Annotated in this window: 15 protein-coding genes and 1 pseudogene; 9 read left to right on the top strand and 7 right to left on the bottom strand. The window is 72.3% G+C overall.

The window, feature by feature from the left end; genetic code table 11:
• Nucleotides 1-12: 12 nt before the first annotated feature.
• Nucleotides 13-2,604 carry an aminopeptidase N gene (gene pepN / locus BA175_RS20055; RefSeq protein ID WP_069173132.1) on the bottom strand — a complete coding sequence of 864 codons (2,592 nt, stop codon included), beginning with the start codon at nucleotides 2,602-2,604 and terminating at the stop codon, nucleotides 13-15.
• A gap of 169 nt (nucleotides 2,605-2,773) precedes the next feature.
• Between pepN and BA175_RS20050 the strand changes: the two genes are divergently transcribed.
• The gene (locus tag BA175_RS20050; RefSeq protein ID WP_069172805.1) at nucleotides 2,774-3,424 is read left to right on the top strand and encodes a mycothiol-dependent nitroreductase Rv2466c family protein; all 651 of its coding nucleotides are present in this window, start codon (nucleotides 2,774-2,776) and stop codon (nucleotides 3,422-3,424) included.
• Between the two features lie 142 nt (nucleotides 3,425-3,566).
• On the opposite strand, the gene BA175_RS20045 is transcribed toward BA175_RS20050, so the two are convergent.
• The gene (locus BA175_RS20045; protein WP_069172804.1) at nucleotides 3,567-4,208 is read right to left on the bottom strand and encodes a superoxide dismutase; all 642 of its coding nucleotides are present in this window, start codon (nucleotides 4,206-4,208) and stop codon (nucleotides 3,567-3,569) included.
• Nucleotides 4,209-4,340: 132 nt separating this feature from the next.
• Between BA175_RS20045 and BA175_RS20040 the strand changes: the two are divergent.
• Together BA175_RS20040 and BA175_RS20035 are read left to right on the top strand one after the other, a co-directional pair.
• A pseudogene (locus BA175_RS20040) lies at nucleotides 4,341-4,797 on the top strand (GNAT family N-acetyltransferase).
• A gap of 60 nt (nucleotides 4,798-4,857) precedes the next feature.
• Nucleotides 4,858-5,928 (top strand): hypothetical protein, encoded by a 1,071-nt coding sequence (locus BA175_RS20035; protein WP_069172803.1) that lies wholly within the window; start codon nucleotides 4,858-4,860, stop codon nucleotides 5,926-5,928.
• 321 nt (nucleotides 5,929-6,249) lie between these two features.
• On the opposite strand, the gene BA175_RS20030 is transcribed toward BA175_RS20035, so the two are convergent.
• On the bottom strand, nucleotides 6,250-7,659 hold the full coding sequence (locus BA175_RS20030) for an amino acid permease (protein WP_069172802.1): 1,410 nt from the start codon (nucleotides 7,657-7,659) through the stop codon (nucleotides 6,250-6,252).
• A gap of 385 nt (nucleotides 7,660-8,044) precedes the next feature.
• On the opposite strand from BA175_RS20030, the gene BA175_RS20025 reads away from it, so the two are divergent.
• Entirely contained in the window at nucleotides 8,045-8,638 is a 594-nt protein-coding gene (locus BA175_RS20025) for a biotin transporter BioY (RefSeq protein ID WP_069172801.1), read from the top strand.
• A gap of 518 nt (nucleotides 8,639-9,156) precedes the next feature.
• Here the strand turns inward: BA175_RS20025 and BA175_RS20020 are convergent.
• Nucleotides 9,157-10,599 (bottom strand): amino acid permease, encoded by a 1,443-nt coding sequence (locus BA175_RS20020; RefSeq protein ID WP_069172800.1) that lies wholly within the window; start codon nucleotides 10,597-10,599, stop codon nucleotides 9,157-9,159.
• A gap of 244 nt (nucleotides 10,600-10,843) precedes the next feature.
• Here BA175_RS20020 and BA175_RS20015 point away from each other — a divergent pair, with 244 nt between their 5' ends.
• From BA175_RS20015 to BA175_RS20005, 3 genes are all read left to right on the top strand, one after another.
• Nucleotides 10,844-11,332, top strand: coding sequence for a ribose-5-phosphate isomerase (locus BA175_RS20015; protein ID WP_069172799.1), 489 nt, complete (start codon nucleotides 10,844-10,846; stop codon nucleotides 11,330-11,332).
• A 72-nt stretch (nucleotides 11,333-11,404) separates the two neighbouring features.
• Nucleotides 11,405-12,235 (top strand): Fpg/Nei family DNA glycosylase, encoded by an 831-nt coding sequence (locus BA175_RS32145; protein WP_069172798.1) that lies wholly within the window; start codon nucleotides 11,405-11,407, stop codon nucleotides 12,233-12,235.
• Nucleotides 12,236-12,490: 255 nt separating this feature from the next.
• Nucleotides 12,491-12,838, top strand: a complete 348-nt coding sequence (locus BA175_RS20005) for a VOC family protein (RefSeq protein WP_069172797.1) — start codon at nucleotides 12,491-12,493, stop codon at nucleotides 12,836-12,838.
• 28 nt (nucleotides 12,839-12,866) lie between these two features.
• On the opposite strand, the gene BA175_RS20000 is transcribed toward BA175_RS20005, so the two are convergent.
• Nucleotides 12,867-14,099, bottom strand: coding sequence for a GNAT family N-acetyltransferase (locus BA175_RS20000; RefSeq protein ID WP_079159692.1), 1,233 nt, complete (start codon nucleotides 14,097-14,099; stop codon nucleotides 12,867-12,869).
• Nucleotides 14,100-14,205: 106 nt separating this feature from the next.
• Here BA175_RS20000 and BA175_RS19995 point away from each other — a divergent pair, with 106 nt between their 5' ends.
• Nucleotides 14,206-15,351: a PP2C family protein-serine/threonine phosphatase gene (locus tag BA175_RS19995; protein WP_069172796.1), complete on the top strand. Its 1,146-nt coding sequence runs from the start codon at nucleotides 14,206-14,208 to the stop codon at nucleotides 15,349-15,351.
• A gap of 254 nt (nucleotides 15,352-15,605) precedes the next feature.
• Here BA175_RS19995 and BA175_RS19990 read toward each other — a convergent pair whose 3' ends face one another.
• On the bottom strand, nucleotides 15,606-16,784 hold the full coding sequence (locus BA175_RS19990) for a cation:proton antiporter (RefSeq protein ID WP_069173130.1): 1,179 nt from the start codon (nucleotides 16,782-16,784) through the stop codon (nucleotides 15,606-15,608).
• Between the two features lie 174 nt (nucleotides 16,785-16,958).
• Between BA175_RS19990 and BA175_RS19985 the strand changes: the two genes are divergently transcribed.
• Nucleotides 16,959-17,459 (top strand): HD domain-containing protein, encoded by a 501-nt coding sequence (locus BA175_RS19985; protein WP_069172795.1) that lies wholly within the window; start codon nucleotides 16,959-16,961, stop codon nucleotides 17,457-17,459.
• A 48-nt stretch (nucleotides 17,460-17,507) separates the two neighbouring features.
• Here the strand turns inward: BA175_RS19985 and BA175_RS19980 are convergent, their stop codons facing one another.
• Nucleotides 17,508-18,656, bottom strand: a complete 1,149-nt coding sequence (locus BA175_RS19980) for an acyltransferase family protein (RefSeq protein WP_079159691.1) — start codon at nucleotides 18,654-18,656, stop codon at nucleotides 17,508-17,510.
• Nucleotides 18,657-19,166 lie beyond the last annotated feature (510 nt).

Genomic DNA, 19,166 nt, shown 5'->3' with positions numbered 1-19,166 from the left:
CGCGCCGGGGGTTCACGCCGCCGCGTCGCACTCCTGGCCCCGCAGCGCCCGGGCCAGGTCGTCCCGCGCTTCCAGGACCAGCCGTCGCAGCGCCGGGGCCGCGTCCGGGTGCGAGGCCAGCCAGGCGTCCGTCGCCGCGAGCGTCGCGGGGTCGTCCTGAAGACCCGGGAACAGGCCCTTGACCACGTCCATGCCGATCTGGATGGAGCGCTCGGCCCACACCCGTTCGATCGCCTCGAAGTACGCGGCCGTGTACGGCGCCAGCAGCGTCCGCTGCGAGGGCTGTTCGAAGCCCGCGATGGTCGCCGCGACGAGCGCGTTGGACAGCTTGTCCGACTCCACGACCACCGCCCACGCCTGCGCCTTGACCTCCGCCGACGGGCGCGAGGCCAGGCACCGCACGTGGTGCCGCTTGCCGGACGCCGTGTCGTCGCGCGCCAGCTCGGCGTCGACGGCCGCCTCGTCGGCCGCGCCGTGCGCGACCAGCGCGGACAGGAAGGCCCACCGCAGCTCCTGGTCGACCTCCAGGCCCTCGATCACCGCCGTGCCGCCGAGCAGCCCGGCCAGCAGCCGGAAGTCGTCGCCCGAGACGGCGGCCGAGGCGAAGAACCGCGCCCAGGTCAGCTGGTGCTGGCTCCCCGCCTCCGCGCGCCGCAACTCCCGCAGGGCGCCCTCGGCCAGTGCCCGGCCACCCTCCTCCCGCCACCCCGGCGCGGCGTAGTGCACGAGCGCCGACCGCGCCCAGGCGTGCACCATCTGGAGCACGCCGATGTCCGACTCCCCGCCGGCGAAAGCCAGCACCAGGGAGACGAAGTCGCGGGCCGGCAGCAGCGCGTCCCGGGTCAGGTTCCACAGGGCCGACCAGCACAGCGCACGGGCCAGCGGGTCCCGGACCTCCCCGAGGTGCTCGCGCAGGGTGGCCAGGGAGACGGCGTCGAAGCGGACCTTGCAGTACGTGAGGTCGTCGTCGTTGACCAGGACCAGGTCCGGCCGCTCCGCGCCGGCCAGCTCGGCCACCACCGTGCGCGCCCCGGCGACGTCCACCTCGGCCCTGGCGTACCGCGTGAGCCCGTTCCCGGGCGAGAGCCGGTACAGGCCCACGGCGACGCGGTGCGGGCGCAGCTCCGGGTGGGAGGCCGGCGCCTCCTGCTCCACCGCGAGCTCCGCGACGCCTCCCTCGGCGTCGTACGTCAGGACCGGGGTCAGCGTGTTGACGCCCGCCGTCTGCAGCCACGCGCGGGACCAGGCCGTCATGTCGCGCCCCGACGTCTCGGCCAGCACGGAGAGCAGGTCGCCCAGCTGGGTGTTGCCGTACGCGTGCTGCTTGAAGTAGCGGCGCGCGCCCTCCAGGAAGGCGTCCCGGCCCACGTAGGCCACCAGTTGCTTCAGCACCGAGGCGCCCTTGGCGTACGTGATGCCGTCGAAGTTCAGCTTGGCGTCCTCCAGGTCACGGATGTCGGCCGTGACGGGGTGCGTGGACGGCAGCTGGTCGGCGCGGTAGGCCCAGGCCTTGCGGTTGTTGGCGAAGGTGATCCAGCCGTCGGTGAAGCGGGTCGCCTCCACCATCGAGAAGGACCCCATGAAGTCGGCGAAGGACTCCTTGAGCCACAGGTCGTCCCACCAGCGCATGGTGACCAGGTCGCCGAACCACATGTGCGCCATCTCGTGCAGGATGACGTTGGCGCGGCGCTCGTAGGACGCCGAGGTCACCTTGGAGCGGTAGATGTACTCCTCGCGGAAGGTGACGCAGCCGGGGTTCTCCATGGCGCCGAGGTTGTACTCGGGCACGAAGGCCTGGTCGTACTTCCCGAACGGGTACGGGTAGTCGAAGTTGTCGTGGAAGAAGTCCAGGCCCTGCTTGGTGATCAGGAAGATGTCGTCCGCGTCGAAGTGCCGCGCGAGCCCCTTGCGGCACATCGCGCCGAGCGGGATCTCCAGCGTCGAGCCGTTGTCGAAGGTACGGGTGTAGAGGTCGCTCTCGCAGTGGTACGGGCCGGCGACGACCGCCGTGATGTAGGTCGAGATGGGCTTCGTCTCGGCGAACCGCCACACCTCGCCCTCGTGGAACTCCTCCGCCTCGTTGGACCGGACCGTCCAGCCCTCGGGGGCCGTCACCTGGAAGCGATAGGGCGCCTTCAGATCGGGCTGCTCGAAGTTGGCGAAGACGCGGCGCGCGTCGGCCGGCTCGTACTGCGTGTACAGGTAGACCTCGCCGTCCTCCGGGTCGACGAAGCGGTGCATGCCCTCGCCGGTCCGGCTGTACGCGCACCGCGCGTCGACCACCAGGACGTTCTCCCCCTCGGCGAGACCGTCCAGCGCGATCCGCGTGCCGTCGAACACGGCCGCCGGGTCCAGTGCCCGCCCGTTGAGGGTCACCGTGGCCACGGACGGCGCCACCAGGTCGGCGAAGGTCGACGCTCCGGCGCGGGCGGAGCGGAAGCGGATCGTGGTCACCGAGCGGAAGGTCCGCGGGCCGGCGTCCCCGTCGTCCCCGTCGGGCCCACCGACGGCGGAACGCAGGTCGAGTGCGACCTCGTAACCGTCCACGGTCAGCAGCTCGGCCCTCTCGCGGGCCTCCTCGCGAGACAGGTTCTCACCCGGCACGGAACACTCCTCTGTGTCACGGACCGACCTGCCGTCGGAGGCGGCCGTCGGTCCCATCCGATCGGCTCCGATCCTCGCACGTGGACGGCCGCGCCGATCAGGGGGAATGCCCGGAGGGGCCCGAAGTGTTCTGTGCCACACGAGGCACCTACATCGCACGAGGAGAGACATGCCCGAGAACAGCACGTCGCACGGCAGGACCCCGGTCGACTTCTGGTTCGACCCGCTCTGCCCCTGGGCCTGGATGACCTCCCGCTGGATGCTCGAGGTCGAGAAGGTCCGTGACGTGGAGGTGCGCTGGCACGTCATGAGCCTGGCCGTGCTCAACGAGAACAGGATGGACGAGCTGCCCGAGGAGTACCGGGAGATGATGCGGACCCAGGCCTGGGCCCCCGTCCGGGTGGTGGTCGCCGCCCGGCAGAAGCACGGCGACGAGATCGTCGGCGAGCTGTACACGGCCCTGGGGACGCGCTTCCACAACCAGGGCGAGGGCGCGACCCGCGAGGCGATCGCGGGCGCCCTGGCCGACGTCGGCCTGCCGGCGGAGCTGCTGGAATACGCCGACTCCGACGCGTACGACAAGGAGCTGCGCGCCTCCCACAAGGAGGGCATCGACAAGGTCGGTCAGGACGTCGGCACCCCGGTGATCGCCGTACCTGGCTCCGACGGCGAGCAGATCGCCTTCTTCGGCCCGGTCGTCACCCCCGCCCCCAAGGGCGAGGAGGCGGCGAAGCTCTGGGACGGCACGCTCCTGGTGGCGTCGGTCCCCGGCTTCTACGAGATCAAGCGGACCCGCACACAGGGCCCGATCTTCGACTGACGCCCCCGTCGCCCCGAGCCCGTGCGCGCGTCCTGCGGCAGGGGTGAACCCCCGCGAGTCCTGTCCTCGCGGGGGTTCTCCGTTGTTCCGCCTGCCGGGTGAAGGCTGAGAAGACGATCACGGGGCAGGACGACTGCGGCTGTCAGGGGGCGAGCAGGAGCACGTCCCCGCGCTCCTTCGCCGCGGCGTACCGCTTCGCCACGTCCTGCCAGTCGACGACGCGCCACATGGCCTCGATGAAGTCCACCTTCTGGTTCTTGTACTGCAGGTAGAAGGCGTGCTCCCAGGCGTCGAACACCAGGATCGGGACGGAGCCCTGGCCGACGTTGCCCTGGTGGTCGTAGACCTGCTCGACGATCAGCTTCCCGCTGAGCGGCTCGTAGGCGAGGACGCCCCAGCCGGAGCCCTGGGTGGTGGCGGCCGCCTTGGTCAGCTGGGCCTTGAAGCCGGCGTACGAGCCGAAGGACTCGGCGATGGCGTCCGCCAGGTCCCCCACACCGTCCGCGGCGAGCGGCTCGCCCCCGCCGTCACCGCTCATGTTGTGCCAGTAGATCGAGTGGAGGATGTGGCCGGAGAGGTGGAAGGCGAGGCTCTTCTGGAGACCGTTGACTGCGCCCCAGGCGCCCTTGTCACGCGCTTCCTCCAACTGCTCCAGGGTGTCGTTGGCCCCCTTGACGTACGCGGCGTGGTGCTTGTCGTGGTGGAGCTCGATGATCTGCGGGTTGATGACCGGTTCGAGCGCCGCGTAGTCGTACGGGAGTTCCGGGAGCGTGTACGTGGCCATGAGTGCGAAGCCTCCAACTGCAGCATGGTTGTTATTGCAAGTCACTCGCAATTGGAGGCTATCAAAAGGAGCCCCGGGATGGGGGCCGGTCGTGCGTAAGGCCGGGGAGTGACGGGAGATCAGGGGAGACCGATGCCGTACGTACGGGACGGCCGGCCCGGCGAGGCGGCCGCGCTGACCGCACCTGCTCTGCGGTCCACGGCGCACCGGGGTTACGGCGAGGCGCTCATGGAAGCCTGCCGCGAGGAGCTCGCCGTACGCCCGCAGGACGTGCCGGCGCGACGTACGGCGGTGGCGGAGCGGGGCGGCGGGGTCCTCGGCTTCACCGTGCTGGACGGCGAGCCGCCCCGGGGCGCCCTGGGCACGATGTTCGTCGAGCCGGACACCATCGGCGGGGGCGTGGGCAGGCTGCTCCCCGAGCACACGGCGGAGCGGGCCCGGCGGCCCGGTTTCGTCGTGCTCCACCGTCGACGCGGACCCGGGCGCCGGGCCCCTGCGCGCGGCGATGGGCGCGGTGCGCGTCGGGACGGTCCCCTCGGGGTCCGTCCCCGGCCGTCGGCTGCCGTTGACGGAACTCGCCCTCACCTGACCGCGGGAGGTGTGTGAGGGTGGGTCCCGTCGGGTGACCTGACAGGGACATGGGGGTGTCATGAGCGAGGTGCTCTACGGCGAGCGGTCGTGGAATCCGCTGGCGAGAACGGTGGAGCTGACGGCGGACCGGCTGCGCGGGGGTGGCGGGACCACCCCGCTGGACGAGCTGAACCTCGGAGCCATGGCGGAGGCGTACGTGCGCGGATGCTGGCTGGGAGGCGGTGGGGCGGAGCGTCCGCTGGAGCGGCTCGCGGAGGGTGCCGGAGTCGTGCCGGTGACCCGGGTGACCGGCACCGCGAGGCCGGTGAGGGCGCGTCAGGCCGCTTCTTTCGCACGGGCGTTGGGCGAGCTCGCGGTACGGCGGTGCGGTGGGCCGGAGCAGGCCGCCGCCTTGGCGGACCGGGCCAGGGCCGAGGGCGTACCGCTGTGGATCGCGCGGAGGGCCGCTCCCGGCCCCGCCGGACCCGTCACGGTCGCCGTGGACCGCCGCCTGGTCCGGGTGGACGTATGGGGGCCACAGGCCCCGACCGTACGGATACGCGCCCCGCGCGGTTTCCGCGGGGCCGCGGGTGGCCTCTCCGGCGGCCTGCGGCTGACCGTCGGTGACGTGGCGGCGGAGCTCGAACTCAGGAAGAAGCTGCGCAAGTCCCGGAGCACGGTCGAGGTGCGGCTGCCCGGTCAGCGCTGGACGCTGCGGCGGGAGAACGCCACGAGCTCGTGGCTGCTGCGCGACGAGCGGCGCGTCGCCCTGCTGGCCCGTCCCCCGCGCCGCCCGGCACGAGAGCCGGGCACGGTCCTGCTGCCCCTGGCCCCCGTGCGCTACGAGAGCGCCGACCCGCTGGACGCCGTCATGGCCCAGGTCTTCGCGGTGACCTTCGGACTCGGGGATACGACCGGCGCGGCGCGCTTCCGGGCGGAGCGGTCCCGGGACGCGGGGGGCGAGCCGATCGCCACCGATTTCGCGTGGGACCGCCCCTGGTTCAGCAACCTCGGCGTCGGCCGTGACGACAACGAACCCGGCGGCGGGGACGGCTGGGGCGCGGACGGCGGCGACGCGGGTGACTCCGGCGGAGGAGGCGACGGCGGCGACGGCGGCGGGGGCGGCGACGGAGGGGGCGGCGGCGACTGAGGGCTGTCCGGCCGTTCCCGGTGGGACGGCGCGCGGTGCCGGATGCGGTGCGGCGCACGGCTCGGGGGTGTCCGCAAGCGCGGCAACGCGGCGAGGCGCCGTAGCGGTCGTCGCGCACCCGCCGGGACGTGCGGGAGCCCTCGTGCTTCTCGGGCCGTCCCGCCCGTCCGGGGACGCCGGGCACGCCCCACGCCGCGTGCCCGGGGCCGGCCCCCACCCGCCGGTCGTGCGCGCTCCGGACGCCACCGGGCCCGCCCCCTCGGGGCGGACCGCGCTCCTTGCGGAGTACGCCCTGGGCGGAGCGCACCCCGCTACCCGCCCTCAGACGCGGGGGCCGCGTGCCGCACGCCTCTGCCGCACCAGTCCGACGGCGATCAGCACCCCGGTCAGCGCCCCGGTGGCCAGGAGCTGGTCCCGGGTGTCCGGCTGGCGCAGCATCAGGAGGAAGATGCCCGCCATGGCGAGGAGCGCCACGACGCTGAGGCCCGGGAAGAGCCACATGCGGACGACGAGCCGGTCCGGGGCCTCGCGTTCCAGCCGCCGGCGCAGGACCAGCTGGGAGACGGCGATGAAGATCCAGACGACCAGGATCACCGCGCCGATCATGTTGAGCAGCCACGGGAACACGTCGTCCGGACGCCAGTAGCTGAGCAGGACGCACAGGAAGCCGAAGGCGGACGAGACCAGTACCGCCCTGCGGGGCACACCCGAGGTGACCGTGCCGAGCCGCTTCGGGCCCTGACCGCGCGCGACGAGCGAGCAGGCCATGCGCGAGGCGCCGTAGATGTTGGCGTTCATCGCGGAGAGCAGCGCGACCAGGATGACGACGTTCATGATCTCGGCGGCGCCGCTGATGCCGAGGTGGTCGAGGGCGGCGTAGAACGGCCCCACCTCGGCGACCTTCGGGTCGTCCCACGGTACGAGGGTGACGACGACCGCCATCGAGCCGACGTAGAAGACCGCGATCCGCCACATCGCGGTGCGCACCGCCATGGCGACACCCGCCACCGGGTTCTCCGACTCGGCCGCGGCGATCGTGACCGTCTCCAGCCCGCCGTAGGCGAACACGGAGGCCAGCAGCCCGATGATGAAGCCGTTCGAACCGTTCGGCAGGAAGCCGCCCTCCCCGGTGAGGTTCGAGCCGCCGGGGGAGTCGGTGCCGGGCAGGACGCCGAGGATCGCGAGCACGCCGAGCACGAGGAAGAGCGTGATCGCGATGACCTTGAGCGCGGCGAACCAGAACTCGAACTCGCCGAAGTTCTTCACGGCGGCCAGGTTCGTGCCGAGGAAGACCAGCATGAACAGCGCGACCCACGCCCACTCGGGCGTGCCGGGCAGCCAGCCCGTCACGATCTGCGCGGCGCCGATGCCCTCCAGGCCGACGGCGACGCAGAGCAGCACCCAGAACGCCCACCCCGCGGTGAAGCCCGCCCACGGCCCGATCGCCCGCTCGGCGTGGACGGAGAACGAGCCGGACGCCGGGTTGGCGGCCGACATCTCGCCGAGCATGCGCATCACGAACATGACCAGCAGGCCCGAGATGCCGTAGGCGACGACGATCGAGGGGCCGGAGGCGGCGATGCCGGCCCCGGAGCCGACGAACAGGCCGGCCCCGATGACGCCCCCCAGGGCGATCATCGACAGGTGGCGCTGTTTGAGGCCGTGGGTCAGCGCGGAGTCGGCCACGGGGGCGGCGGCGTCCGTGGGCGGCGGCGTGGAGGTCCGGGACATGGACGGGCTCTGTTCACTGGGCGGGACGGAGGACGGCACACAGTCTGGGCACGCGTCCCGTTCACAGGGAACGGGCGTCCGCTATACGGTCACCGGGCTCACACGTGGTGCACACCCGCCTACGGCCCTTACTCTGGAACCCCATTATGGGAAACCTACAGTCCCCTGGGATGGAGCTGTTTCCCTCCCGTCGCGACCGACCCACCGCTCACCACCGTGACGAGCATCACTCCCCTGCGGGATTGAGTCCCGCCCTTTGTGGAAACCCGACGAAGGCGTCAACCGCCGCTTTGTGGGCGGCTGATGGTGATCGGGCGATATACCGTCGGCTAACGTCACCCTCAGTCCGTCCCACCCGTCCTGCTGCCCTACCCGCGGAGTCCCGATGAGCACTGCTGCCGCCCCCACCCGTTCCGGAGTGGTCCTCGCCGACCTGCTGCCCGCGGCCCGGCACCGCTTCGCCGTGGACACGGCGCTGGTCGCCGGCGGTGCCGCGCTCACCGGTCTCGCGGCCCAGATCGCCGTGCCCGTCCCCGGCTCCCCGGTCCCCGTCACCGGCCAGACGTTCGCCGCGCTGCTCATCGGCACCGCACTCGGCGCCCGCCGCGGCTTCCTCGCCCTGGCCCTGTACGCGGTCGTCGGCATGGCCGGCGTGCCGTGGTTCTCCGAGGGCAGCTCCGGAGCCGGCGGCGCCTCCTTCGGGTACGTCCTGGGCATGCTGCTCGCCGCCACGGTCACGGGCGCTCTGGCCCGTCGCGGCGGTGACCGCTCCGTGCTGCGCACCGCGGGCACCATGGCCGTGGGCTCGCTGATCATCTACGCCGTCGGTGTGCCCTACCTCGCGCTCTCCACCGGGATGTCGGCGAGCGCCGCCGTGGCCGCCGGCCTCACCCCGTTCCTGATCGGCGACGCCCTCAAGGCCGCCCTGGCCATGGGCGCGCTGCCCGCCTCGTGGAAGCTCCTCGGGCGTCGCGGCTGACGCCGTAGGGACCACCGCACAGGCTCGCCGGGTCGTCACGCGACACACCCGGCGAGCCTTTCGCGTGTCCGGCGTCGTGGAGACCCCCGGGGTGCGGTTGCCGCCGCCGACGGGGAAGTCCACGGTCCGGCCCCGTACGTCCGGCGCCGGACCTCCGGTGACGCGCGCGTGCGGCGCCCGTACCACCGCGCCACGTCCGTGCCGTCCTGCGGGAGGGCAGCCGCGGCGGGCAGGCCGCGTCGCGGAAGGGCGACCCCGGCGCCGTCCCCCGTCCGCGTCGGACCTTGAAGGCCCGGGTCCGGTCGCGCGGGCCCTGGGCGCGCCGGCCGGGTCCCGGACCTCGGCGAGGGCCCCGCGTCCGGGCGGCAGGCGGACGGCGGAAGGCAGCAGGCGGAAGGCGGTGCGGGCGGAGACGAGGCGGTGGGCCAACGGGAGAGGCTCTCCTCCACCGCGCGGCCGCGCGGCGGAGGAGAGCCTCCGGTTGATGCCTGACTCCTGCCGTCAGGTGTCCCGCCCGGTCACTCGGCCGGGGTCGCCTCCGCCTTCCGGGAGCGGGCGTCGCGTACCAGGGAGACGGCCACCACCAGCGCGGCGACCAGCAGAGAGAGGAGCACCTGCTCCCGCCCGGCGTCGTCGGTCAGCATGTAGACGAGGACGAACGAGATCATCGCGATGGTCGCCCACGTCAGGTACGGGAAGAGCCACATCCGTACGACGAGCTTCTCGGGCGCCTCGCGCAGGATGATGCCCCGCATGCGCAGCTGCGTGAAACAGATCACCAGCCAGACGAACAGGGCGACCGCGCCGGAGGAGTTCAGCAGGAACTGGAAGACGGTGTCGGGCCACTGGTAGTTGAAGAACACGGCCACGAAGCCGAACACGACGGACGAGAGGATGGCCGTCTGCGGCACACCCCGGCTGTTCACCTTGGCGAAGGAGCGGGGCGCGTCGCCCCGCTCCCCGAGCGAGAAGGCCATGCGCGAGGCCGTGTAGAGGCCGGAGTTGAGGCAGGAGAGCACGGCGGTCAGCACGATGACGTCCATGACCTGGCCGGCGTGCGGGATGCCGATGACGTTCAGCGCGGCGACGTACGAGCCGTCCTCGACGATCGAGGGGTCGTTCCACGGCAGCAGCGTCAGGACGACGAAGATCGAGCCCAGGTAGAAGATGGCGATGCGCCAGATCACACTGTTGGTGGCCTTGGAGACCGCGCGCCGCGGGTCCTCCGACTCGCCGGCCGCCAGGGTCACGATCTCACTGCCCATGAAGGAGAAGACGACCATCAGCACACCCGTGAGGATGGCGCCCGGGCCCTCGGGGAAGAAGCCGCCGGTGTCCGTGAGATGGGCGAGTCCCGAGCCCCCGCCGTCCGAGCCGGGCAGCACGCCGAAGACGGCGAGCAGGCCGACGACGACGAAGGCGCCGATCGCCACGACCTTGATCCCGGCGAACCAGAACTCGAACTCGCCGTAGGAGCCCACGGAGACCAGGTTGGTCGCCGTCAGCACCACCATGACGATCAGGGCCCAGGCCCACTGCGGCACGCCCGGGACCCAGCCCTCAAGGATCTTGGCACCCGCCGTGGCCTCGACGGCGAGCACCACGACCCAGAAGAACCAGTACAGCCAGCCGATCGAGAAGCCCGCCCAGCGGCCCAGGGCCCGGTCCGCGTAGGCGGAGAAGGAGCCGGAGCTCGGACGGGCGACGGCCATCTCGCCGAGCATCCGCATGACGAAGACGACCATGAGGCCGACCAGCGCGTACGACAGGAGAATGGCGGGGCCCGCGGCCGCGATGCCGGCGCCGGAGCCCACGAAGAGGCCCGCGCCGATCACGCCGCCGATGGCGATCATCGAGAGGTGGCGGTTCTTGAGGCCGGCCTTGAGACCGTCCGGGGAGTGCGGCTGCTCCGGATCACCGGGCTCGTGGCCCGACTGCTCCAGGGTCGTCTGCGACGTCATGGATCGAATCCTTACGTGTCTGATCGCGGGTGCCGGTCCTGCCGTCGCGAGGGTGGTGCGCGGCGCGTCACGCATTCAAGCCCGGACGGCACCGGAAGCGGAACCCTTTGGTCCAGTTCCTTGACCCGATCGTTGCCGGAGTGGCGTCGCACACAGCCGGGGTCCGGTGCCGCCCCGGTGGGCGGCCCGACGGTCCGGACCCCGCTGACGGCTACCCCGCCCCGTCCGTGCCACACTTCGCCCCATGCGCGTGTACCTCGGCTCCGACCATGCCGGCTACGAACTCAAGAACCACCTCGTCGAGTGGCTCACGGCCCACGGCCACGAGCCCGTCGACTGCGGTCCCCACATCTACGACGCCCAGGACGACTACCCGCCGTTCTGCCTCCGCGCCGCCGAGCGGACGGCGGCGGACGAGGGCAGCCTCGGCATCGTCATCGGCGGCTCCGGCAACGGCGAGCAGATCGCCGCGAACAAGGTCAAGGGCGTACGCGCCGCACTCGCCTGGAGCGAGCAGACCGCCGCGCTCGGCCGTGAGCACAACAACGCCAACGTGGTCGCCGTCGGCGGCCGGATGCACACCCAGGAGGAGGCCACGAAGTTCGTCGAGATCTTCCTGGCCACCCCGTACTCGGGTGAGGAGCGCCACACCCGGCGCATCGAGATGCTGTCGGCCTACGAGACCACCGGCGAGCTGCCCCCCATTCCGGCGCACCACCCGCAGCAGGGCTGAACCGCCCGTACCCGCTTCCCTGTGCCGCCGGGTCCCCACCCGGCGGCACAGGCGTGTCCCAGGAGATCCACCGTGCCCGAGGGGCATACGATCCACCGCCTCGCCGCCGACCACCAGGAGCGTTTCGCCGGCGGGCCGGTGCGCGTCAGCAGCCCGCAGGGGAAGTTCGCCGCGGGCGCGGAGCTGCTCGACGGCCGCCCCCTCACCGCCGTCGACGCCCACGGCAAGCACCTCTTCCTCGGCTTCGGCGGTAACGGGGCCGTGGGCGGCGGACCGTCCTGGGTCCACATCCACCTCGGCCTGTTCGGCAAGCTCGGCTTCGGCGCGGCGCCGGCCCCGCCGCCCACCGACACGGTCCGCCTCCGTCTGGTCAACGACGCCCACTACGCCGATCTGCGCGGCCCCACCACCTGCGCCCTGATCACGGGACCCGAGAAACAGGCCGTACACGACCGGCTCGGCCCGGACCCGCTGCGCACCGACGAGGACGGCGAGCGGGCCTGGCGGCGCATCTCCCGCAGCCGCGTCACGGTGGCCGCCCTGCTGATGGACCAGAGGACCGTCGCGGGCGTCGGCAACGTCTACCGTGCCGAGGCCCTCTTCCGGCACGGCATCGACCCGTACCGGCCGGGCAAGGACCTCACCCGCGGGGAGTGGGACGCCCTCTGGGCCGACCTCCGCGAGCTGATGCGCGAGGGCGTGCGGAACAACCGGATCGACACGGTCCGCCCCGAGCACCTGCCCGAGGCCATGGGCCGCCCGCCGCGCGTCGACGACCACGGGGGAGAGGTCTACGTCTACCGCCGCGCCCGCCAGGCCTGCCACATCTGCGGCACCGCGATCCGTACGGCGGACCTGGCGGCCCGCAACCTCTTCTGGTGCCCGGCCTGCCAGAGCCGCTGACGGCCGATCCGCGCCTCCCGATGGACCGGTGTACGGCGGTCGGGCGCCGCACGGCGGAGGGAGGCCCGTGGACCGGATGCACGGGCCCGCCCCGCACCGCGGTGAGGTGCCGTCGCTGTCGCCGCGCGCCTGCCGGGAGGTGCGGGCCGGCCCCCGGACGGCGCCCGGCGCGGCCTGTTGCGCACGCGCACCGCGTGCGGAAGGGTCCGTGCTGCCGGAAGTCCCCGCCGTCCACCCGTCCACGGGAGCCGCCCGATGCCCGTCCGCCGTGTCATGCCCGTCATCCGGTCCGAGGCCGCCCAGGAGAACCGCGAGTTCTACGGCCGGCTGGGGTTGGACGAGGTCATGGACCTCGGCTGGATCACGATGTACGCCTCCCCGTCCGCCCCGGCGGCGCAGGTCGGTTTCATGACAAGCGACAGGACCGCGCCGGTCGACCCCGACCTGAGTGTGGAGGTCGACGACGTGGACGCGGTCCACGCGGCCGTGCGGGAGAGCGGAGCGGAGATCCTTCACCCGCTCCAGGACGAGGAGTGGGGCGTGCGGCGGTTCTTCGTACGGGACCCCGACGGGCGCGTGGTGAACGTGCTGAGCCACCGCTGAACCCCCGGCCGGCACGGCCCGCGCGTGCTCAGAACCCGTGCGGGCACCACGGCTCCACGTCCGAGGAGAACGCCGAGGACGCCTCGGCCACCGCGCCCTGCCGTGTCTCCCGTACCAGCCCGGCGGCGGCCAGCTCCGTCAGCGACACCCCGCCGAGGTACACGGCGCCCAGCTCCCGTACGGACAGTGCGAGATCGGCTGGGTCCTCGGTACGGCGGCAGGAGGCCGCGCCCCCCGCCTCCGCGGTCAGCCGCCAACGCCCCGCGTTCCACGGGCAGAAGGCGTCCTCCACGTCCAGCACCACGTCCACCGGGGACCGGTAGCTCCGCGCCTCGAGCGCCGCGCCCACCTCGACCAGGCGTACGTACAGCCCGTCCCGCAGGCGCACGTCGCAGCGCCGGACGTCCGAGACCAGGTGCAGCACGGCGTCGTCCACCGGCCGGTTGGAGCACTCGACGACGGAGGTCAGATCGATCCCGAAGAGGAAGCGCCACAGTGCGGCGTAGGAGGCCGGGTCCAGCGCCCCGAGATCCCGCAGCAGCACCCGCCCCCTGGGCCCCTCGTGGTCCCAGTCCGGCCTCGTCCGGTACGTCGCGTAGCCGGTGACCCGGTCGTCCCGCTCCGCGAGGACGCACCGCAACGGGGAGCCGCCGTCCCGGGCCTGCTCGGGGTCGAGGACCGCCATCCGCTCCCAGCCGGGCTGCCGGACCGGGGTACCGGGCCGGGTGGCCGCCAGCTCGGCGTACACCGCCTCGCAGGCGGCGAGCGCCCGCACGGGGGAGGCGTACCGCACCCGCACCCCGTCCGCGCCGGGCGGCACGTCGAGGCGCACGCGCGACGTGTCGATCCGCATGTTCAGCTCGCGGGTGGCCGCGCCGTAACCGAAGCGGCCGTAGATGCCGGGCTCCGAGGCCGTCAGCACCGCGAGGGGCTCCCCCCACGAGCGGACGTCGTCCAACTGCCGCCGCATCATCGCGGTCAGCAGCCCCCGTCTGCGGTGCGTGGCCGCGACGCTGACCATCGTCACACCGGCGGCGGCCACCTCGGACCCCCCGGGCACCGTCACACGGAAACGGTGCGCGCCGGCCGTGGCCACCCAGTCCGCCCCGTCCCGGTGACCGATCGACCGCTCCGGGGCGGCCAGCGCGGCGTACGTCTCGAGGCTTTCCGGAGCCGTGGGGACACCGCCGAAGGCGAGTTCGAGACATTCGAACCACGTGTTCCACTCGGACGCGCTCGGTACCCGCAGCTCTGTTGTCATATGCCATGCCTACCAGGGGCGGCGGCAGGCGAGCGACACATTTTCCGACACATTGTCACAGGGGTCCCTCTGCACCGGAGGCCGCGCAGTGGATAAAGTCCCCGCAATGGCCCGTCGCGAAGGAGTAGACGCGTACCCGGCCCGGTGGCGAAGATCGGCGCACCGGGCGCGCATCGCGCTGCGCAGGTCGGGGGTCGACTACTTCCGCGGGGACGGGTCGGACTGGATAGCCCTCGTCGGTCTGCTGCTCACCGTTCCGGCGATCGCGGGGGCCGGCCTGGTCAACCCGGTGTGGTGCTCACCGGCCGCCCTGGCCCTGCCGGTCGTCGCGGGCGGCCTGCTGCTGCGGCCGGCCAGCCTGCTGGGGCTCTACGCCGCGGCCGCGACCGCCCTGATCGTGGAGTCCATCGCCCTCGGCCCCTACACGGAGGGCCCTGCCCGGGTCACCCCGGGCATCGTCCTGGTGGTGGCCGCCTGCGGTTTCTTCGGGCTCGTACTCGCCCAGTTCCGGGCCCGGGTCGGGGTGCCGTGGCGACGCGGCGGCACCATGCTCTTCGACCTCCGCGAACGCATCCGCGTCCAGAGCGCCCTGCCGCGGCTCCCCGAGGGCTGGCACTGCGAGATGGCGCTCCGTCCGGCGGGCGGTCAGTCCTTCTCCGGCGACTTCGTCGTCGCGGCCCGCACCAGCGGCGGACGGACGCTGGAAGCGGTGCTCACCGACGTGTCGGGCAAGGGCATGGACGCCGGCTCCCGGGCACTGCTGCTGTCCGGGGCCTTCGGCGGTCTCCTGGGCTCACTGCCGCCGCACGGCTTCCTTCCCGCCGCCAACGGCTACCTCCTGCGCCAGGACTGGGACGAGGGCTTCGCCACCTCCATCCACCTCGTGCTCGACCTGGAGTCGGGGGACTACGAACTGCTCTCGGCCGGCCATCCTCCTGCCCTGCAACTGCACGCCGGAAGCGGGCAGTGGGAGGAGAAGGCGGCCGAGGGGCCGCTGCTGGGGGTCTACGACGGGGCGCAGTTCGACGCGGTGAAGGGCTCGCTGGCACCGGGCGACGTGCTGATGCTGTTCACGGACGGACTCGTGGAAGCCTCCGACCGGGACATGGCCGAGGGCATCGACCGGCTGACCGGCGAGGCCGACCGCTACGTCGCCACCGGCTTCGAGGGCGCGGCCTGGCACCTCATCGAGGCGTGCGCGAAGGACGTCAACGACGACCGCGCGCTGCTCCTGTTGTCGCGTCGCGCGTGAACCGCGCGAACCGTACGAAACCGTCCGGGCGTCAATGTGCCGCGGTCTCTTCACTCGAACGAGAAGTCCCGGGCGGAGAGCGGTGGATGACGGCGGCGGGCGGATGCCCCGGCCGGTTCGGGGGTACGGCCCGGCAGACGGAGGACCGGGCGGGCGACCCGGGAGGGTGACCCGCGGGCGCGGTCCCGGCGGTGCGCGCGGGCACAGCCCCGGGACCGTGGCAGGAGGGCGCAGCCCCGGGACCGCCCGCCGCCTCAGACCGGGGCGGCCTCCCTGTCCGTGTCCCGTTCCCGCCCACGCCCACCGGGCGGGATCCTGGCAAGCCGGTGCGACCGGCCGGCCGCCAGGGGCGACAGCACCGCGAGCAGGAGCACGTACCCGGCGATGAACGGGGAGAGCCGCTCGTCCAGGCCCGCCCCCGCCGCCATGGTGGCGAGGATGAGGGCGAACTCGCCGCGCGCCAGCAGGGTGGTGGAGATGTTCGCCGTCGCCTGCGGACCGAAACCGTAGACCCTGGCGGCGGCGATCCCGGCGAAGACGTTCATCGCCACGGTCACCGCCACGGCGGCCAGCACCGGCCACACCACGCTCGGCAGGTCACCCGGGTCGATGGACAGTCCGAAGGCGAAGAAGAAGATCGCGCCGAAGGCGTCCCGGAGCGGATGGACCAGCTTGAGGATGCGCTCGCCCGAGGCGGTGCTGCCCAGCATCAGACCCACCATGAACGCGCCGATGGCGTCCGCGACGCCGAACCACTCCGAGACCCCGGCCACGAAGACGGCTGCGCCGAGGAAGGAGATGACGAGCAGTTCGTCGTCCTTGGTGTGGAACAGCCTGCCGACGACCCTGGTACCGAACCGGGCCACCACGGCGAGCAGCAGCAGGAAGCCGAAGGCCTTGCCGCCGTCGACCACCGCCGCGGCGAGGCTGTCCGCGCCGGACAGGATCGGTTGCAGGGCAGCCAGATAGAGGGCGAGGAAGACGTCCTCCACGACGATGATGCCCAGGATCGGGCGCGTCTCCGGATTGCCGATCCGTCCCAGGTCCACCAGGACCTTCGTGACGATCGCGGACGAGGAGATGCCCAGCACCCCGGCGAGCACCAGCGCCTCCGAGGTTCCCCAGCCCAGCGCGAAGCCGAAACCGAGACCCGCGCCCACGTTGAGGGCGAGGTAGGTACCACCGGCGAGCGCCATCTTGCGCCCGCCCTTCTTCAGGTCGTCGAGATGGAATTCGAGGCCGAGGTAGAAGAGGAGGAGTACGAGGCCGAGTGCGGAGAGCATCTCGAGCTCATGGGGGTCCTCGACGAGGACGACCCCGGGGGTGTGCGGGCCGAGCAGGATCCCGGCCAGGATGAACAGCGGGATGGTCGGCAGTCCGATGCGCCCGCCGAGGCGGGCGAGGACGGCGGCGGCCAGGAAGGCGCCTCCCATGGCGATGAGTGTGTCTGCGTGTCCGATGAGCCTGTCCTTCACTTGGTCAAGAGAGCGTCAAGGAATCGTCAGTAATTAGTTTACCGAATGATCGGAGTGGCTTCTCCGGACCGTCGGGACACTGCGCACCCGCACCCGCGGGGGGACCTTCCGGCCGGGCGTACAGTCGGGCGCATGCCGACTCCGCACCTGTCCCTGGCCGAGGTCGAGGCGATCGCCCGCGAGGCCCACCGCACCCGGACCGACAAGGCCGGCCGTCCTTACGCCGAGCATCTCGCCGCAGTCGCCGAGGGGGTACGGGTCCGGGGCGGCACGGACGAGCAGGTGGCCGCCGCCTGGCTGCACGACGCCGTGGAGGACGACGTGCTCTCCCGGCGGTGGCTGGACGAGGCCGCCCTGCCCCGGCGGGTGAAAGACATGGTCCTCGCCGTCACCAGACGGGACGGCGAGGACCTGGGTGCGTACGCGGAGCGGATTCTGGCCACCCCGGGGGCGTTGCTGATCAAGGAGTCGGACCTGGCGCACAACGCGGACCCCGACCGCCTCGCGGTCCTGGAACCCGCGACGCGTGTCCGCCTGACGGAGAAGTACGCCGTGGTGCGCGGGCTGTTGGGGCTGGCCGGGGAGCCTGCGCCCGCCCCGCGGCGGGAACCGGCCGGGGGCGCCGCGCAGTGAGCCCCCGGCCGGCGTCGACCCGGGCGGGACCGGACGGGCCGGTCGGGCTCAGCGCTCGGCCGGGTCCCGGCGGAACGCCCAGTTCATCTCGGGCTCGGTGGCGAAGCGCAGCGCGCGCCGGACCGGCGGGGTGCACAGCAGGGTCACCGCCGAGGCCGCGACGAGGGAGACGAGGACCACTCCGGCGGGCTCCGAGAGCCAGGTGTACCGGTCGAACAGGCCCAGGTATCCGGCGCCCTTCACCAGGAAGCCGTGCAGGAGGTAGCCGCAGATCGTTCCGGCGCCCAGCGCCGTGAACCAGAGGCGGCGCCGCGGCACCCAGGCCAGGAAGCCGACCGTGAGCAGCAGTGCGCACCCGAACATCGCGAGGGACATCACGGCCCCCGACCACCACGGGGCCCCCAGTTCCTGGGCGCTGCTGCTGCGGTAGAACCAGCCGAGCCGCATGCGCGGGGCGGCCCAGTAGGCGAACAGCAGGGCCACGGCGATCAGCGGCAGGGAGAGCAGCCTGACCTGGCGCCGGCGGACGAACTCGAAGTGCTCGGGCTTCAGCAGGAGACCGAGCACGAAGAACGGCAGGAGCTGCAGGACGCGTTGCAGGTCCAGGTCGTCACCGATGCCCGGGGTCAGCGAGGCGAGCACGGCGAGCGTGAGCGCCACCGGCAGCGGATGGCGCAGCGCACGCCACAGCGGCGTGGTGACCCGCCAGACGAACAGGGCGATCAGGAACCAGGTGAGGTACATCGGGTCGAGCAGCGTGATGGCCACGTCGTCCGAGCCCGCGTACCGCCTGAACAGCGAGTAGGCCGTCTCGAACAGCACGTAGGGCACGGCGACCCCGGCGACCAGACGCTTCACCCTGGCCGGGCTCATGTCGAACGACCGCGAGAAATAACCGGAAACAAGGATGAACGCGGGCATGTGGAACGTGTAGACGAACATGTACAGCGCCCGGGTGACACGGCTGCCGTCCATGACCGGTTCCCATGCGTGCGCCACCGCGACGAGCACGATCGCGAGGTACTTCACATTGTCGAAGTAGGCGTCACGCCGCTTCGGCGTCGCGGGGGAAGGTGCCGTCGGAGCATGGGGCGCGGCTGTCGCTGCGGCCGTCGGGGTCCGCTGGTGTCCGGGCTCCGACTCCCGGGTCTCCGGGGGGATCGGGGCCCTCTGCATTTCGCTCGGAGCTTTGAACATCCCAGGCACCCTAGCCCCGTCGATCGACACGCGTGAAACTCCTCCGGAATATCGCGTGTTCCCGCGCATTCGGAAACGAAACCATCGGCGACTGTGCGCTATGGGGTGTTTTGCCCGGGTCAAAACGGGTGCAACAGGGCGCAGTTGAGGGAGTGAATTCCGTCGCACCGACCCCCGGTGGAAGGCTGTGAATGAAGTGTGGGGATATGGAAACCGTCACACCGGCGCATATTCGAAGGGGTTTCGCGCAGGGGGTCCGCCGTTATCCCCGAGCCCGCGGGTGAGGCCGGTCCGCACCTTGTGCGAGATCCGGTGTGAGGCCCGCCGCAGGCCCCGCGAGGCGTGCCCGCGCGGACCCCGCGGGGCGCCACCGGACCCGGTGTCCCCCGGCGCATGCTCCTCACGCGCGGGGCGTGCGCGGGCGCGGCTATGGCGCGATCCGGACAGTCGGCTTCGTCACGCGGCAGCATGCACAGGGGAGTTGGTGGCACGATGGTCGCGACGGAGGTG

The organism is Streptomyces griseus (assembly GCF_001715295.1).
In the GTDB taxonomy this organism is placed as follows: domain Bacteria; phylum Actinomycetota; class Actinomycetes; order Streptomycetales; family Streptomycetaceae; genus Streptomyces; species Streptomyces griseus_G.
Note: the sequence above shows the minus strand (reverse complement) of the source record. Positions and strands in the feature narration are given on the sequence as shown.